The 17589-nt window shown below is 37.4% G+C and carries 15 protein-coding genes; 13 read left to right on the forward strand and 2 right to left on the reverse strand.

Annotated elements, in window-relative coordinates; genetic code table 11:
* The first annotated feature begins 11 nt into the window (after positions 1-11).
* The 6 genes from ASU02_RS04125 to ASU02_RS04150 all read left to right on the forward strand — a co-directional run bounded on the left by ASU02_RS04125 (position 12) and on the right by ASU02_RS04150 (position 7374).
* Positions 12-854, forward strand: a complete 843-nt coding sequence (locus tag ASU02_RS04125; RefSeq protein WP_057761298.1) for a 3-hydroxyacyl-CoA dehydrogenase NAD-binding domain-containing protein — start codon at positions 12-14, stop codon at positions 852-854.
* Positions 855-912: 58 nt separating this feature from the next.
* The gene (locus ASU02_RS04130) at positions 913-2493 is read left to right on the forward strand and encodes a long-chain-fatty-acid--CoA ligase (RefSeq protein WP_057761300.1); all 1581 of its coding nucleotides are present in this window, start codon (positions 913-915) and stop codon (positions 2491-2493) included.
* The gene (locus tag ASU02_RS04135) at positions 2490-3659 is read left to right on the forward strand and encodes an acyl-CoA dehydrogenase family protein (RefSeq protein WP_057761302.1); all 1170 of its coding nucleotides are present in this window, start codon (positions 2490-2492) and stop codon (positions 3657-3659) included. Before ASU02_RS04130 ends, ASU02_RS04135 begins: the two co-directional genes overlap by 4 nt.
* Complete coding sequence (locus ASU02_RS04140) at positions 3659-4357, forward strand: alpha/beta fold hydrolase (protein ID WP_057761304.1); 699 nt, start codon at positions 3659-3661, stop codon at positions 4355-4357. The genes ASU02_RS04135 and ASU02_RS04140 overlap by 1 nt, the downstream gene beginning before the upstream one ends.
* 74 nt (positions 4358-4431) lie before the next feature.
* Entirely contained in the window at positions 4432-5805 is a 1374-nt protein-coding gene (locus ASU02_RS04145) for a hypothetical protein (RefSeq protein WP_057761305.1), read from the forward strand.
* Positions 5806-5943: 138 nt separating this feature from the next.
* Positions 5944-7374, forward strand: a complete 1431-nt coding sequence (locus ASU02_RS04150; RefSeq protein WP_057761307.1) for an NAD-dependent succinate-semialdehyde dehydrogenase — start codon at positions 5944-5946, stop codon at positions 7372-7374.
* Positions 7375-7682: 308 nt separating this feature from the next.
* Here the strand turns inward: ASU02_RS04150 and ASU02_RS04155 are convergent, their stop codons facing one another.
* Entirely contained in the window at positions 7683-7997 is a 315-nt protein-coding gene (locus ASU02_RS04155) for a hypothetical protein (RefSeq protein ID WP_057761309.1), read from the reverse strand.
* A 159-nt stretch (positions 7998-8156) separates the two neighbouring features.
* Between ASU02_RS04155 and ASU02_RS04160 the strand changes: the two genes are divergently transcribed.
* From ASU02_RS04160 to ASU02_RS04170, 3 genes are all read left to right on the forward strand, one after another.
* The gene (locus ASU02_RS04160) at positions 8157-9230 is read left to right on the forward strand and encodes a M42 family metallopeptidase (RefSeq protein WP_057761311.1); all 1074 of its coding nucleotides are present in this window, start codon (positions 8157-8159) and stop codon (positions 9228-9230) included.
* Between the two features lie 61 nt (positions 9231-9291).
* Positions 9292-9807 (forward strand): DUF84 family protein, encoded by a 516-nt coding sequence (locus ASU02_RS04165; protein WP_057761736.1) that lies wholly within the window; start codon positions 9292-9294, stop codon positions 9805-9807.
* 140 nt (positions 9808-9947) lie between these two features.
* A complete protein-coding gene (locus tag ASU02_RS04170) occupies positions 9948-10454 on the forward strand; it encodes a hypothetical protein (protein ID WP_057761739.1) in 507 nt (168 codons plus the stop codon).
* Between the two features lie 91 nt (positions 10455-10545).
* Here ASU02_RS04170 and ASU02_RS04175 read toward each other — a convergent pair whose 3' ends face one another.
* Positions 10546-12267 carry a methyl-accepting chemotaxis protein gene (locus tag ASU02_RS04175; protein ID WP_057761314.1) on the reverse strand — a complete coding sequence of 574 codons (1722 nt, stop codon included), beginning with the start codon at positions 12265-12267 and terminating at the stop codon, positions 10546-10548.
* Positions 12268-12506: 239 nt separating this feature from the next.
* On the opposite strand from ASU02_RS04175, the gene ASU02_RS04180 reads away from it, so the two are divergent.
* The 4 genes from ASU02_RS04180 to ASU02_RS04195 all read left to right on the forward strand — a co-directional run bounded on the left by ASU02_RS04180 (position 12507) and on the right by ASU02_RS04195 (position 17447).
* Positions 12507-12821: a thioredoxin family protein gene (locus ASU02_RS04180; protein ID WP_057761316.1), complete on the forward strand. Its 315-nt coding sequence runs from the start codon at positions 12507-12509 to the stop codon at positions 12819-12821.
* 180 nt (positions 12822-13001) lie between these two features.
* Positions 13002-13802 carry a DUF1444 domain-containing protein gene (locus ASU02_RS04185; RefSeq protein WP_057761317.1) on the forward strand — a complete coding sequence of 267 codons (801 nt, stop codon included), beginning with the start codon at positions 13002-13004 and terminating at the stop codon, positions 13800-13802.
* 151 nt (positions 13803-13953) lie between these two features.
* Positions 13954-16275, forward strand: coding sequence for a DNA translocase FtsK (locus ASU02_RS04190; RefSeq protein ID WP_408607255.1), 2322 nt, complete (start codon positions 13954-13956; stop codon positions 16273-16275).
* A 74-nt stretch (positions 16276-16349) separates the two neighbouring features.
* Positions 16350-17447, forward strand: a complete 1098-nt coding sequence (locus ASU02_RS04195; RefSeq protein ID WP_057761321.1) for a nicotinate phosphoribosyltransferase — start codon at positions 16350-16352, stop codon at positions 17445-17447.
* Positions 17448-17589: the final 142 nt, after the last annotated feature.

A 17589-nucleotide genomic window follows, 5' to 3' on the forward strand; every position in this document is an offset into this window, starting at 1 on the left:
AGGAAAATGACATGAAAACAATAGGTGTAATTGGTTTTGGAACAATGGGATCAGGTATTTCACAAGTATGTGTTGAAGCGGGGTACGAAGTAATTGCTATAGAACAGGATAAGGCATATTTTGATCGGGGCTTAAAACAATTAAGCAAAAATTGGAATAGAGCGATTGAAAAAGGAAGAGCCAGTAAAGAAACAATAGAAGAGTACAAAAGTTTATTAAATACTTCTACTGAGTGGGAGAGTGTTGCTGATGCTGATTTTATCATCGAAGCAGTAAGCGAAGACATGGAGCTAAAAAAGCAAATTTTCAAGCGAATTGATCAAATAGTAAATGATGAGGCAATTATTGTTAGTAACACATCAGGATTGAGTATTACAGAAATTGCAAGTGTCATGAGAAATCCACAGAGAGTAATGGGATTCCACTTTTTTAATCCAGTGCCTGTAATGAAATTGGTAGAACTTATAAAAGGATATGACACATCTGAAGAAACCTATCAAAGATCAAAAGAGCTGGTGGAATCCCTTGGGAAGGAAGCTATTGCTGTTAAGGAATCACCATTGTTCGCAGTTAACCGCATTTTGGTTCCAATGATTAATGAAGCAATATTTGTTTTACAGGAAGGCGTAGCAAGTGCTGATGATATTGATAAAGGGATGAGGCTTGGTGCAAATCATCCAATTGGACCGCTTGCCCTAGCCGATTTAATTGGGTTAGACACTCTATTATTTGTTCAGGATTCATTATATGAAGAAACACAGGATTCAAAATATCGAGCAGCGCCTCTGCTTAGAAAATTAGTTCGAGCCGGTCATTTAGGGAGAAAATCTGGAAAAGGATTTTATGAATATTAAGAATGGAAAATGGTAGAGCTAGTTTTAAGGATGACTATTGAATGAAGGAGGAAAAGCGATGACAACTACGGTTGGAGAGATAATAGAATGGTCGGCACAAAACTACCCTGATAAAACAGCACTTATCTATAAAGAGAAAAAGCATCACTTTACATTTAATGAATTAAATAAAAAAATAAATCAATTTGCCAACTCACTAGCAGAATTGGGTGTACAGAAGGGAGATGTTGTTTCTGCATTTCTCTATAATAATAGTGAATTTGTCATTGCATTATTTGCTTCGGCAAAACTTGGAGCAGTCTTTAATCCAATAAATTATCGACTAACAGCAAATGAACTTCAGTATATTTTAAACAATGCTTGTTCGAAAGTGCTTTTGTTTGAAAGGGAAGTGGCTGAAGTTGTAAAAGAGACAATTCAGTTAGGGATAAATGTTGAACAGTTTATATACACGGATGAAGATGTTCCATACGGTTCACTTGATTTTTATAAGGTCCTAGAAAAAAGTAATGGGACAGCGCCAGATGTTCAAGTAACTGAAGATGATACGTATATCATGATGTACACAAGTGGCACAACTGGCCGTCCAAAAGGGGTAATCCATAAACATCGAGATATGATTCACCATAACTTTTTAATGATTGAATGCATGAAGCTTAATAAAAATGATATTGGATTCTCGGTTGCACCGTTAAATCATACAGCGGAGCTTCATACATCATTTCTTCCGAGAGTGATGGTGGGTGCTACTACTATTATTATGCATCATTTTGAAGCGGAAAAGGTATTAAGGACAATTGAAGAAAAAAAAGTAACTCATATCTTTGCGGCACCAACAATGGTGAATATGCTACTAAATGTAAAGGATTTTGAATCATTTGATTTATCCTCTTTGAGATTATTAGGCTACGGGGGAGCTTCCATGGCTCCAGTATTAATCAGGAGATTTCAAGAAAAAACAAATGCAGATCTTGTGCAGATGTTTGGTACAACAGAAATGGGACCTGTGATGAGCGTTTTGTATCCAGACGAACAGCTGGCCAAGGCAGGCTCTGCTGGAAAAGCAATACTTACTCATCAAATAAAGATTAGCCGAATTGAGGAGAATGATAGACCTACTAATCCTGAAAATGAATGTTTAGTTGGAGAAATTGGTGAAATCTTAGTCAAAGGTCCATGTATGATGAAAGAATATTATTGCCGTCCAGAAGCAACCGAAAAGGCACTTGCTTACGGCTGGTATCATACAGGTGATATGGGTTATGTGGATACAGAAGGCTATATCTGGATTAAAGACCGCATGGATTATATGATCAACACTGGTGCTGAGAATGTATACCCGAGAGAAGTGGAGGATCAAATCCTTGAACATCCAGAGGTATTAGAAGTAGCGGTAATTGGTAAAAGCGATCCAATTTGGGGAGAAACTGTTGTTGCGTTCGTTGTCAAAAAAGCAGGCAGTAATATAAAGGAAGAAACAATTGATAGGTTTTTAGTTGAAGGGAAAAAACTAGCAAAATATAAAAGGCCTAGAGAATATTACTTTGTGGAAAGTCTTCCGAAAACGACTAGTGGAAAAATGCAAAAGTTTGTCCTTGCAAAACAGCTTTCGGAATATAGCGAGGAGGGAGTTCAATGAACGCAGAAAAAACAGTTTTTAATAATTTCGATTTATCAGAAGACCATCTTCAAATTAAACAGGAAATTCATCGTCTAGCACAGGGACGGATAAAACCAAGAGCAATTGAAATTGATGAGAAAGCTGAATATCCAATGGATATTTTACATCTTCTTTCGGAGTATGGATATATTGGCGCAAATATGCCGGAAGAACACGGTGGACTAGGACTTGATTTACTTAGTTTTTGCTTGATTGTCGAGGAAATTTCCCGCGTTTGTGCTTCTTCTTCACAGGTAGCTGTTGTACAGGAATTAGGCTCATTGCCAATTATTATCGGTGGAAATGATGCTTTGAAAAAAAGGTTCCTTCCGGATTTAGCGCATGGAAAAAAAATTGCGGCTTACGCTTTGACAGAACCTAATGCAGGATCTGATGTAAAGAGCTTAAAAACTCGCGCTGAGCGAGATGGAGATTCATATATTATAAACGGGCAAAAGATGTTTATTAGCAATGGTGGTGTAGCAGATGTATATTCAGTTTTTGCACAGACCGCTACAGGTATTACTGCTTTTGTAGTAGAGAAGGATACCCCTGGCTTTGTTGTTGGAAAACTGGAAAAAAAGATGGGAATAAAAGGATCACCAACTGCTCAGCTATATTTTGATAATTGCAGAATTCCTATAGAAAATAGGATTGGTGATGAGGGTGATGGCTGGATGATCGCCATGAAAACTTTTGATAAATCTAGACCAACTGTTGCTGCACAAGCTCTAGGAATTGCCCAAGGGGCATACGATATTGCACTAGAATATGTGCAAGAAAGAGAACAGTTCGGGAAAAATATTTCTTCTTTTCAAGCAATTCAATTCATGCTTGCAGATATGGCAACGCAGATAGAAGCTGCACGTGGTTTAGTGTATAAAGCTGCATCGAAGGTAAATGAACTAACTGCTACTGGAAAAAACCCAGAATTGACACAAGCCTCCTCAATGGCAAAAATGTTTGCTGCAGATGTTGCAATGAAGGTGACGACAGATGCTGTTCAACTTTTAGGCGGATATGGATTTATTCAAGAGTACCATGTAGAAAGGATGATGAGAGATGCAAAAATAACGCAGATTTATGAGGGGACAAATCAAATTCAAAGAGTAATTATTGCAAGAACAATTTTAGGAGGGAAATAATGGGGCGTTTAAAACTACTATTTATTCATGGTGCAGGGGGAACAAGGAGCAAATGGAGAACACTTAGAAATTCTTCATCATCATTATATGAAGCAATAGATCTGCCAGCACATGGAGAAAACGAGTATTATATTATTTCATCTATTCAAGATTATGCTGCTTATATTGACCAATCTATTCAAGAAGATACGATCGTGGTCGGGCACTCAATGGGGGGATTAATAGCCCTTGAATTAGCTGCCCGAAACAAAAAAGTGAAAGGATTAGTCCTTGCAGCAAGTTTTTATGAACTGCCAGTACACCCAAAAATACTTGATAAATTAGCAAATGGTGTATTTCCAGATTCTTTATTTCATGCTTCGTATAATAAAGACGTGAGTGAATCTTTATTAGAAGAGGAAAGACAAGAGTTGAATTTAGTGCCAATAGAGATCACTTATGCAGATTTTAAAGCATGTAGTGAGTACGCAGAAGGAAGGTCAGTATTATCATCACTCGATATTCCTATATGTGCCATTTTAGGAAGCCAAGATAAGCTTTTGCCTAAGGGGACAGGAGATTTACTAAGGAATACAAAACCAGATATGCACATTTCAGAAATTGAGGGTTCAGGTCATTATGTAATGCTGGAAAAACAAGAGGAATTTCATAAAGCACTAAATGAGTTTGTACAAATAGTTGAAAAACAAACAGTATAGATAGGAATCAGCATCAAAACGAATAAAGTGGCTGTTTGAAATAATAACGAATTGAAATATGAAGGGGTGGGAAGATGGGTCTATATAAAAAGAGGAAAGATGGCAGTGAACAACCTTCAATGCTAGGACCTTTAAAGTTAAGGCTGCCATTTTTACATTATAAACTAGAATATCCTGATTGGATTCAAGGGGCAATATTATGTGTAGTTCCTATGGGGATAACAGCTGTAATGATGGATGTGTTAGGTATTCCATTTGAACTGGCGATTGCTTTCGTAGTTATTAATAACTTTCTTTATCTCCTCCATACTCATTTCGGTGATCCTTCAATTGCAGGGTGGATCACTGCGGGAATTCCGCTGTATGTTGGGTTTCTTGTTGGCTTTCCAGAAGGAGAAGCAAGAATTCTTGCATTAATAGCATTACAATTAACAGTTGCCCTAATTTTTTTATTAATGGGTCTATTTAAAGGTGCGGACATTTTAGTTAAACGTCTGCCTACTTCACTGAAAGCAGGTATATTGCTGGGTGCAGGCTTTGCTGCCATTTATGGGGAATTTTCCGCTAATGGCCGTGTTTGGACAATGCCTGTTACCATTTTGGTCGGGGCTGCTTTTGGCTTTTTTATGATGTTTTCCAAGACTGCAGCACCCCTTAGGGAAAAATATTCATTCTTTCGGTATGTTGCTCAATTTGGCATAGCTATTCCATTTACAGTATCTTATGTTTTTGGATTGGTTATCGGCGAAGTAGCTGCACCAAGTATTTCTTGGAGTCTCGTACCAATCCCGATCGGAGAAATCATTGCTAATTATAGTATTTTCGGAGTAGGTTTTCCACCATTTGAATATTTTCTGAAAGCGCTGCCATTGGCGATTGCAGCCTATATCATTGCATTCGGTGATATATTAGTTGTCAGTTCTCTTCTAAATAATGCAAACGAAATACGTAAAGATGAAAAAATAGTTTTTAGTGCTAGCAGAAATAGTATTATTGTTTCCATCCGTAATTTTATTGAAGGGATATTTATGCCGTATTTACCTTTATCTGGACCTCAATGGACTGCTGGACAGGTACTAGTTGTAAATCGGTTTATGAGTAATGGCCGCAGTCAGGTAGATAGCTATTGGGGAGGTGCAACAGGGATTTTCTGGGGAATGAGTATTGCACTGATGCTTGGACCAGTTGTATCAATCTTTCAGCCCGGAATCAATATCGGAATGGCGCTGACTATGCTCATACAGGGATATTTATGCGGTTATTTAGCAATGGACGTATTAAAGGAGAAGGGCTCTTTAGAAAAAGGAATTGCAGTTATAATAGGTGCTGTTCTAGCAACACAAGGTGCAGCTTGGGGACTTGGTGTGGGGATTGTACTATGGCTCCTTCTAGAAAGAAATTGGTTTAAGAATGGCGACACGGAGGTAACTGAAACTAAGTCAGCATAAAAATTTGCGAATTAATATTTCAGAATGTTATGATAAATTAAGGGTGTACTCTTTCTTTTTTATATAATTTGAAGAAATAACTTATGAGTTAGAAAAGTTGTCTAGTATTTGTTCTTTTCTCATTAGGAGGTTTTTTATTTGCTTTATATTGATGGTAAATGGACAGAATCAGAATCGAAAAAGAGCTTTACTGTTTTTAATCCGGCAGATGGCCAAAAAATTAATAAAGTGGCAGACGGAAATAGAAATGATACGAAAAAGGCAATTGAAGCGGCTGCGACAAGTTTTCCCAAATGGTCGCGACTTACCGCATATGAACGTTCTAGTTTTTTATACAAAGCATATGAAATCATGATGAATCGTAAAGAAGAACTTGCTCAATTAATGACAATAGAGCAAGGAAAACCATTGAAATTTTCACGTAACGAGGTTCAATATGCTGCTGATTTTCTTTTATGGTATGCAGAAGAGGCAAAACGTATTTATGGTGAAGTGATTCCTTCATCAAGAAGAGACCAGAGATTTATTTCAATCCGAAAGCCTATAGGGGTAGTAGGTGCGATTACGCCATGGAATTATCCAGTCTCTATGATAACACGGAAAATTGCTCCAGCCCTTGCCGCGGGGTGCACAATTGTTTTAAAACCTGCAGAAGAAACACCTTTATGTGCGATGGAAGTTTTTAAAGTTTTTGACGATGCTGGAATTCCAAATGGAGCAGTTAATTTAATTTCAACAACAAATGCTGAAATAGTTGGTGACGAGTTAATAAATAATCCAGCTGTTAAAAAGATTACATTTACTGGATCAACTGAGATAGGGAAGCTTATTGCTGAAAAAGCAGCAAGGAATGTAAAAAGAGTTTCTATGGAACTAGGGGGCCATGCGCCATTTATCGTCTATGGGGATGCTGACCCTGTCCATGCAGCAAAAGGAGCAGCACTTGTTAAGTTTCTAAATACGGGGCAGGCATGCATTAGTCCAAATAGGATATTCGTACATCGTTCAATTGCTGAGAAATTTACAAGTACACTTATCGATAGAGTCAGAAACTTAAGGGCTGGGAATGGCTTGGAGGAAGGTATTAGTATAGGTCCCCTTGTGAATGAAGCGGCGATTGAGAAAGTTGATGGACAAGTAAAGAATGCAGTTGAAAGAGGAGCAACATTAGAATTAGGTGGATATAGACTGAAAGAAAATGGGCTTGATAAAGGAGTTTTTTATGCACCAACGATATTATCGGGGGTTCATAAAGATATGAGGATTTTTCGAGAAGAAACATTCGGTCCAGTAGCTCCGATATGTATTTTTGATAATAATGAAGAAGTAATAGAGATGGCCAATGATACGCATTATGGTCTTGCTGCATATGTCTATACGAAAGATATTTCGAAAGCGATGAGAGCTTTTGAGGAATTAAATTTTGGTATAATTGGCATCAATGACATTAACCCAACCTCTGCTTCCGCACCTTTCGGGGGGATGAATGAAAGTGGTTTGGGCAGGGAAGGAGGGAAGGAAGGGATCGCAGAGTATCTTGAAACAAAACTAGGAGGATTTTCGATCTAAATATACTTGTCAAATAAAACTTACAAAGTTGAATGAAGTGAAATAAAAAAATATAGAATAGTTTTCTTTAAAAAAGGAATGATCATGAAAATTACATCTCGTGGAGCAAGGATATTTTTTCTGCGAGATGTGATTTCTGAAAGTAAAAATGAAGAAAATATTACAGTTGAATAATCTGAAAAAAATTATGATGTAATGCAAAAAAGCGAAATAGACCTCGATAATCCAAGGGACTGCTTTCGCTTGATAATACTTTTTTGGTTTTATATTAATATATGGATTTAGATGAAACTTGCGGTAACTCCCTTTCAGCTGAGCTTGTAGGCATCCAATATTATTCCAGTTCCAGCATCCGCAATAAATTCAAATTGCTCTTGCGTTTCTCCGATTTTTCTTGTAATGCCCCCACGGTAAATATCGTATGCTAAATGCCCTTTTTTATAGGGTTCCTTCGTCATTTGGATCCATGACCCGCTAATTGGTCCGTCCTTCTTGAATGTTTCCTTTGCATTGTATAGTGCTCTTTCAGGAGAGACAGATGTTTTTTGTGCTAGCAGCTCTCGTGCTGCATATCCACCTGCTAATCCGACTCCAACACCTAATATAAATGATTTCCAGTTCATTTGACCACCTCCAAAAAAATTATCGCGCCAATCTTATTAAGCTCTTATCCATCTTATCAAAAAATACAGGAAGTTAAAAACTCAATTAGTGGCAAGTGCTGTGAAAGTTCTGTAAAATAAAAGAATACATAATATTATTCTAATTCAAGGAGAAAAAAGATGAACGAAAAAACATTGCAGCTCTTCAAAACATTAACCGAACTGCCTGGTGCTCCGGGAAATGAGCATTTTGTCCGTAATTTTATGCGTGAGCAGCTTAGCCAATATGCGGATGAAGTAGTTCAGGATAAGCTAGGCGGTATTTTTGGCGTGAAAAAAGGGGACGAAAATGGACCAACAATAATGGTGGCAGGCCATATGGATGAAGTTGGTTTTATGGTTACTTCCATTACAGAGAACGGGATGATTCGTTTTCAAACACTTGGTGGATGGTGGAGCCAAGTGCTGTTAGCACAAAGAGTTCAAATTATGACAGATAATGGACCAGTGGTAGGCGTAATTGGTTCCATACCACCGCATCTCTTAGATGAAGCAAAGCGCTCAAAGCCGATGGAAATAAATAATATGCTAATTGATATTGGTGCGGACGATCGAGAGGATGCGAAAAAAATAGGCATTAAACCCGGACAGCAAATTGTCCCTATTTGTCCATTTACACCAATGGCAAACGAGAAGAAAATTCTCGCAAAAGCTTGGGATAACCGTTATGGCTGTGGCCTAGCAATCGAATTACTAGAAGAAGTGAAAGATGCTAAACTTCCGAACATCCTTTATTCTGGAGCAACAGTTCAAGAAGAGGTTGGACTAAGAGGAGCGCAAACAGCAGCTAATATGATCAATCCTGATCTCTTTTTTGCGATGGATGCGAGCCCTGCGAATGATATGTCGGGAGATAAAAATGAGTTTGGCCAGTTAGGAAAAGGAACGCTTCTAAGAATTCTTGACCGTTCAATGGTCACTCATCGCGGTATGAGAGAATTTGTCTTAGATACAGCAGAATCAAATAAGATTCCTTACCAATACTTTGTTTCCCAAGGCGGTACAGATGCGGGCCGTGTACACATTTCTAATGAAGGAGTCCCTAGTGCAGTAATAGGGATTTGCTCCCGTTATATTCATACACATGCTTCCATCATCCATATTGATGATTATGCGGCTGCTAAAGAATTAATTGTGAAGCTAGTAAAAGCATGTGACCGTACAACAGTTGAAACCATTCGACAAAACAGCTAAGCTTTTGGGAGGCAACATGATGTTGCCTCTTTTTTATTTTTCTAAAAGGGAGTTAAATTTCATGAAAATCATTATTGGATCAAAAAATCCTGCGAAGATAAAGGCAGTCAAAGATGTATTTCAAAAGTATGATGCAGAGTATTCAACTATAGACATACCATCTGGGGTAAATGATCAGCCGTTTTCGGATGAAGAAACCATTAAGGGTGCGATTAATCGGGCTTATCGTGCATTAGAGGCAGGGGATGGTGAAATCGGTATTGGCCTGGAAGGAGGCGTGCAAGATACAGAATATGGCTTGTTTTTATGTAACTGGGGCGCACTAGCTGAGAAAGGGAAGACGCCAATTATAGCTGGGGGAGCAAGGATCCCGCTGCCTGAAGCGGTTGCAGCACAACTTAAGGCAGGGAAAGAACTCGGACCTGTGATGGATGCTTTTACAAATAAAAATGATATTAGGAAAAAAGAAGGAGCAATCGGTGTTTTTACTGATGAGGAGATTAGCCGCTCTGACATGTTCTCGCACGTAATGAAGCTATTGATTGGGCAGTATGAATATCGGAAAAAAAATCAGTAGAATAAGGATTATGTTTCCAACTTTTTTCTTATGGTAATTATGGAGCAGCCTAATTATTTAAAATGAAGGGTTGTCAGATTATTAGGAAGAAATGTATGATAGAAAAGGATGATGGAATTCCCAGCAAGGAGGAAAATAGTATGAGAAACATATCAAAAGCTGCCTTGCTCTTATTTACTGTTGTGTTACTGCTAAGTGCTTGTTCTGCTTCTTTAAAAGAAGAGCAAAAAGCTGCTAAGGATGCTGTAAATGAGGCATTCAAGGGTACACCAAAAGAAGCTAACAACAAAAATGAAGATATTGCGTTTTATCTGCCTTTTGGTGTAGAAGTGAAAGAAACATCGCCTAATAATATCATTTTAAAAAATGGCTCCAAAACATACATTCTTTTTTATAACCAGCATGAAGGTCCAGAAAGTAAAGTGGTATATGAAGCGACAATGAAGCAAAAAAAGTATGATTTAAATGAAATATTTGAAAAAGATCAGCATTTTGGGTTTTTATTAATTAAAAATACGGATAAGAATATGAATGAAATGACTATTGGTGCAGGCGGTGTAAAAATAACATCTCAGTCAAAAACGAAACAATTGTCATCGGATGCTGCAATTATGAGTGAAATTGTTCATTCTGTTACGATGAAATAAAATAAGCGAAAGGAGTCGAACTCCTTTCGTTTATTTTATTTCCTTGTCTAATTAATAAGTGTGCCAGGTGAAAATGGTGCTTCTATCCCTGCTATCGTTCGTTCTTCTCCCTTTTTATCGTAAATTGACTCACTTCTAGATGAAGATCGTTTGCTATTTGGCTTAGCTCAGCTGCAGCTATATTTACTTTTGATATCGCATCAAGCTGTGTCTCACTTGATGCAGCAACTTCTTCCGATGCAGCAACCGAAATCTGAGAGATGGAAAAAATACCATGCATGCGCTCAGTTAATGATTCATTTGACGTTTCTACTTTTTTTACAGCAGTTTCAATTATTCCTATTTTATTATGAATGCTTTTTACGTGATGAACGATGTTTAAAAAAGCTTTTTTTGTCAACGTAACTGATTCACTTTGAAGATGCTTATATTCATTGAAATGCTCTGATTCCGTTATTAATTGTCCCATTATATGATTCATAGAAGAAACAAGCGTATGTATTTCCTGTGCCTCTTGTTTTGAACGTTCAGCCAATTTTCTAACTTCACCTGCAACAACTGCAAACCCTTTCCCTGCTTCTCCTGCCCGAGCTGCTTCAATGGCAGCATTTAATGCTAATAAATTCGTGTTCTCGGCAATGTTTTCTAACGTAGAAACGATAATGGAAATATTGTTTGACTGGTTAGCTGCCTTGCTTACCTTCTCAGTTAAAAGATCAGAAAAATGCAGAAATTGATCTGAAATCTTTTGCAGGTCTTGAATGATTTCAAAACCTTTATACCCCTCCTTTTCAGTTAGAGCAGCTTCAGAGGATATTTCAGCGCTTAATTGCTCGGTATGAAAAATAGCATTTGAGACTTGTTCGATCTCTGCCTTGCTTAATTCTAATTGTTTTGCTTGTTCATCTGCTCCGCCAGCGATTTGCTTTAATGCTGAATTCACTTCATATGCTTGTACAGATGTTTCTTCAGAAATGGCGGTAAGCTGATGTGAGGAAGCTTGAAGCTGATTAGCTGAATCAAGAATGTGAAGGAAAGCTGCTTGTACTTTTTCAGCCATTTGATTAAATGTATGAGCGAGTGCTCCCATTTCATCTTTAGAAATGGATGGTACGCGATAAGCTAAATTCCCGTTTCCAATTTTCTCTGCTCCAAATTTCAAAGAGGTTATTGATTTTGAAATAGTAGAAAGAAGAAAAACACCAACTAATGATAAAGAAAGGATGAGGATGAAACTAATTGCATAAATGATAACCGTATATGTTTTGTTTTGTCGTTCAAGCTCACGATACAGCATGGATTGGTTTGCAGTCACTGTTTTTTCAACCTCTGCAGCTGCACGTTCAATTGAACTTGCCTGTTCATCGAATTGCACGATAAACTTTTCCGTTAGTTCTTGCAGTTCTTGTCCTTCGATAAAATCCTTTTGCTGATATATTTTCAAAAGAGTATTAAATTGCTCCATATAAGATTCTGTACTTACAACCACTTTATTAAGCTGTTCTGTTATAACCTGATTATCTAATATCTCACTTAAACGGCTTGTTTCTGATTTCACTCTTAAAATATTTTGTACGACTAGATCAGCACCTATTTGGTCGGGTGATCTTAGAAATTGCTGTTCAAATTTCCTAGTCATGGCCATATTGTATTTAATATCTTTACTTCTATCTATAATAGACAGAAAGGATGCCTCCTTTTCTGCGCTATTTTTTTGTATCAAATGAAGTAAAAAGTTAAAAGATAATAATAAAAGCAGGCATCCGATTGTCATACACAAAATGAGAATAAGTTTGTTACGAATAGTTTTCAAGCAGTACACCCCATTATATTGAAGTAATATTCTAAAAATTTAAAATTATATTTAATTATAGAACTTATTTCCTATTTTTACAATATTTCACGAATAATAATCTGGGTGTAGAAATACTGATAATTAAACTATTGCATTTCAGTGGACCTAGTTTCATATGCTTGTTATTATCAAAATAGACGAGAAAAAGTAGCAGGAAGTAATTTAGTAAATGATTAGTCACACAGGAGGAGACAAATATGAAAAAGCTTGAATCAATGGAGCAGTTTGAACAATTTAAAAACAACGGGAAACATATCTTTATGTTCTCCGCAGATTGGTGCCCAGATTGCCGCATTATTGAACCGATTTTGCCAGAAGTTGAAGCAAAATATCAAGAATACACGTTTGTTTATGTTGACCGGGATCAGTTTATTGATTTATGTGTTCAGCTTGAGGTATTTGGGATTCCAAGCTTTATCGGCTTTAAAGAAGGCCAGGAAACAGGCCGTTTTGTTAGCAAAGATCGTAAAACGCAAGAAGAAATCGAGAATTTTATTGACGGCCTAAACTAATAGATACTCCCATCCTTTCAGATGGGAGCTTTTCAAAATGGTCTAATTTATGCAGTTGAAAATTATATAGTATATTAATTTTAATAACACCATTGTCTTCGCCTTTTCAAGGCTCGCCAATCGGCGAGTTTTCTTTATGTACAATAAAAGTTGGGATAGCTCCTTTAAGGAGGGACTTATATGAAAATGGATAGTATAAAAATGAAAAAGGAATTAGAAAAACGATTAACAAATTCGAATCGTTCCTTTTCTTTCAACAAGAAGAAAGATGAACTGAGGATTGAACATAAACAAACAGGTAAAGGGATTACGATATCTCTGCCAGGAATCATCGCCAAATGGGAGCTGCAAAGGGAAAAGGCGATTGATGAAGTGGTTTACTATGTAGAAGAAGGGCTTCAAGCAATGGAAGGAGATATTCAGCTTTCAGGGCAGGAGAAAAACATTTTTCCGGTTATCCGATCAACCTCCTTTCCATCAGAATCTGAAGAAGGGGTATCCTTTTTATTTGATGAACATACTGCGGAAACTAGAATCTATTATGCGCTTGATTTAGGCACAACTTACCGGTTAATTGATACAAAACTCATAGAAAAAGAAGGCTGGGTTCCCGAAAGAATCAAGGAAACGGCTTTATTTAATGTGCGCTCTCTTTCTACTGAAATGAAAAGTGATGAGGTTGCTGGAAATACATATTACTTTCTAAATAAAAATGATGGCTACGATGCGAGCAGAATATTAAATGAACCATTTATTAAGAAGATGGAGCAGAAAATAGAAGGTTCCATGGCGGTAGCGGTCCCCCATCAGGATGTATTAATCATTGCCGATATTAGGAATGAGACTGGGTATGATATACTCGCTGAGCTAACAATGAGCTTTTTCGCTAGCGGGCGTGTACCAATTACCGCTTTATCCTTTCTCTATGAAAATGGAGAATTCGAACCAATTTTTATTCTTGGGAAAAATCAAAAAAAATAAATACAAATACTTATAAGAGGATCACTCTAAGTGGTCCTTTTTGTCTTATTTCTTTTTTTTCTCCAAATTTCACGAAATACTGCTAAAATAAGAAAGATAGAATGAAAGAAAGAGTTGGTATACATTGAGTTTGTTTAAGAAGTTTTTTCAATTGTTTAGAAATGATGAAGAGGATTATAAAGAAGAAGATCATCAGGAATACATAGAGCATAAGCCTGTAGACAGACAATATGAAACGTCAAAAGAGATTGATGCAAAAATTGTGTATCAATACCCAAAAGGTCAATTTCGATTCCCATTAATTCCTGATGAGCCCAATAATAGAGAGCCAAGAGCGCGGCAGGCAACTAAAAGAGAGCCGCGTGAAAATCGAACGGCTGCTCAATCTTTCTCCCCTATTAATCAACCGTCTAAAAAGACGATCGAGAAGGAAGAATCGGTAAAAAAGAGAGTCCCATTTCGACCAACTGAAATTCCTTCTCCTATATATGGATTTGACCGTCCGAAAGCGAATACTAGAATGGAAGAACATAAGGAACTTGAACCGATTGAGTACGAATTAAATAATGATATTAAAATAGAAGAAGCATTTGCTGATGAAGAAATAGATGTAGGTGAAATTGATGATCGGCTAATCCATCCACAGGATATAGCTGAAAATGATAAAGAGCATTTTTTAAATGTTGAGGAAATTCATCCTGAACCATTAGTGGAAATACCAGAACTGACTAAGGAAGAGTTCTATCCCATTTCTATAGAATCTGAGTTCACAGAAGAAGTGGAGGAAGTGACAGACGATAATAGTCAATCCTTCGAAAGTCAAGAGAGCATTGACGAAGAATCTAAATCAGCTGCGTCAGGAAGAAAGCATATTCCATTTAATGTGATCATGTTAAACCAAGATAAAAAAAATCTAACCGAGAGAATGATTCCTTTCCAATCTGGTTTAGAAGCTAAGCCATCTTCTGTAACTGAGGAAGCGCCAGTTCTGCCTGTGAATAAACAAATTATTCAGGATAAACCAATCAGTCAGAATGAAGAAGTTTCTTATTATCAATTTCCATCAAGAACACTCCTTACTTCTGCTATCTATCAGGAGGAATCATCTGAGTGGATACAAGAACAGGAGCAGTTATTGAATTCTACTTTAAAAAACTTTAATGTGCATGCGAAAGTAGTAAATATTACGCAGGGCCCCTCTGTAACGAGGTATGAAGTTCAGCCTGAGCCAGGAGTAAAGGTAAATAAAATCACAAATCTTTCAGATGATATTAAGCTAAGCCTTGCTGCAAGGGATATTAGGATTGAGGCCCCAATTCCCGGAAAACATACAATTGGAATTGAAGTACCAAATAAGAAAAGCAGACCTGTATATATAAGTGAAATCATCAATAGTCCTGAATTTCGTGATAGTGCATCTCCATTAACAGCAGTACTTGGTTTAGATATTGCCGGCAATCCGATTGTAACAGACTTGCGGAAAATGCCTCATGGGCTAATTGCAGGAGCAACAGGGTCAGGAAAAAGTGTTTGTATCAACTCAATTCTAGTCAGTTTATTATATAAGGCAACGCCTGATGAATTAAAGTTAATCCTAATCGATCCTAAAATGGTTGAATTAGCACCGTATAACCGCATTCCCCATTTAGTCAGTCCAGTGATTACAGATGTGAAGGCTGCAACTGCCGCTTTAAAATGGGCTGTCGAAGAAATGGAACGGCGCTATGAGTTATTTGCCCATGCAGGTGTAAGGGATATCAACCGTTTTAATGAACTGGCAATGGAGCATAAACGCTATGCTGATAAGCTTCCATTCATGGTTATTATTATAGATGAGCTTGCTGACTTAATGATGATGTCACCAGCAGATGTAGAAGAAGCCATTTGCCGAATAGCTCAGAAAGCAAGGGCATGCGGTATACACTTGATCATTGCTACACAAAGGCCATCAGTTGACGTTATTACCGGCTTAATCAAAGCAAATGTTCCAACTAGAATTGCTTTTTCTGTATCCTCCCAAATTGATTCACGGACAATTATTGATATTAGCGGAGCTGAAAAATTACTTGGCCGTGGAGATATGTTATTTTTGGAAAATGGCAGCTCTAAACCGGTTCGTCTGCAAGGTACTTTTGTGTCTGATAATGAAATCGACGATGTTGTTGCACATGTAAGAAAAGAAAGAGAGCCTGAGTATTTATTTGAACAGGAAGAATTATTGAAAAAAGCACAAGTGATTGAGGAAGAGGATGAGCTATTTTATGAAGCCTGTGAATTCGTTGTAGATCAAGGATCAGCATCAACCTCTAGCTTACAAAGAAGGTTTAAAATTGGCTATAACCGTGCAGCGCGATTAATCGATATGATGGAGCAGCAAGGGATGATATCTGAGACACGCGGAAGCAGACCGCGGGATGTTCTAATTACTGAAGCTGATCTGGAATCAGTCCAAGGTACTAGTACAATAAATTAATACATGGTATTCTTTACTTGCATGTTTAAAATAATAAGAATAAATATTTGTTATTTACTGAGGAGCTTTTAGAAATGAAAGAAATTGAATTAAAACTTCAAGGGAAAATCAAACGTCTGACAAACCAGACATTTAAATTCGATGAACGAGTGAAAGACGGTTGGTTTTCCGCTGTATATTTTTTAAAAACGAGAGATATCGTGAATAAATATAAGAAGGATAACATTGTCACGATGCAGTTTTTCCAAAAAAACCATGCAGTATTATGTGGAACAGATGAAGTGATCGCACTTCTTAAAACTTTTGCTGATAATCCGGATGAACTTGAAATATATTCTTTAAAGGATGGCGACAAAATATCCCCATTCGAAACGGTATTAACGATTACAGGCCAATACCAGACGTTTGGCTATCTAGAGGGTGTCATTGACGGGATTCTTTCGAGACGGACATCAGTCGCAACAAACGTATATAACGTTGTTAAGGCGGCAAGTGCTTCAGGAAAGCAGAAACAAGTGATTTTCATGGGCGATCGCGACGATCACTATATTACTCAGGCAGGGGATGGATATGCAGCCCATATTGGCGGGGCAACAGCACAAGCTACCCATGCTATGAATGAGTGGTGGGGAAAACAAGGCATGGGAACAATGCCTCATGCACTTATCCAACTATTTAATGGAGATATCGTCGCTGCTACTAAAGCCTATCAAGAAACCTTCCCTGAAGATGACTTAGTTGCTTTAGTTGATTACAATAATGATGTGATTACGGACTCTCTCAAGGTTGCAAGAACATATGGCAAGGATTTAAAGGGAGTGCGTTTAGATACTTCACGGACATTGATCGACCAATACTTCTTACGAAATCAGCATCTTCTAGGTACATTTGACCCTAGAGGAGTAAATGCAGAATTAGTATTCGCCCTTAGAAATGCATTGGATGAAGAAGGATTTACCCATGTGAAGATTGTTGTAAGTGGCGGATTTAATGAATCACGGATTCAGGAATTTGAAGAATATGGCGTCCCAGTTGACACTTATGGTGTTGGCAGCAGCCTGTTGAAAATTAATATTGGATTTACAGGGGATAATGTGTTAATTAATGGAAAACATGCAGCTAAAGCAGGAAGACGCTATCGTCCAAACCCAAGACTAGAAAAAGTTGAATAAATAAGCAGTCACAGGAACAATCACTAAGGATTGTTCCTGGCTTCTGCTTTACAGTAAAAAGGGCTTACTTTTCATCCTTTTTATTACATAGTTATTAACGATAAATAATGGTATAATGATTGAATATGAATTTTAATTGGAT

This window comes from Cytobacillus praedii, from assembly GCF_001439605.1.
GTDB lineage: Bacteria > Bacillota > Bacilli > Bacillales > Cytobacillaceae > Cytobacillus > Cytobacillus praedii.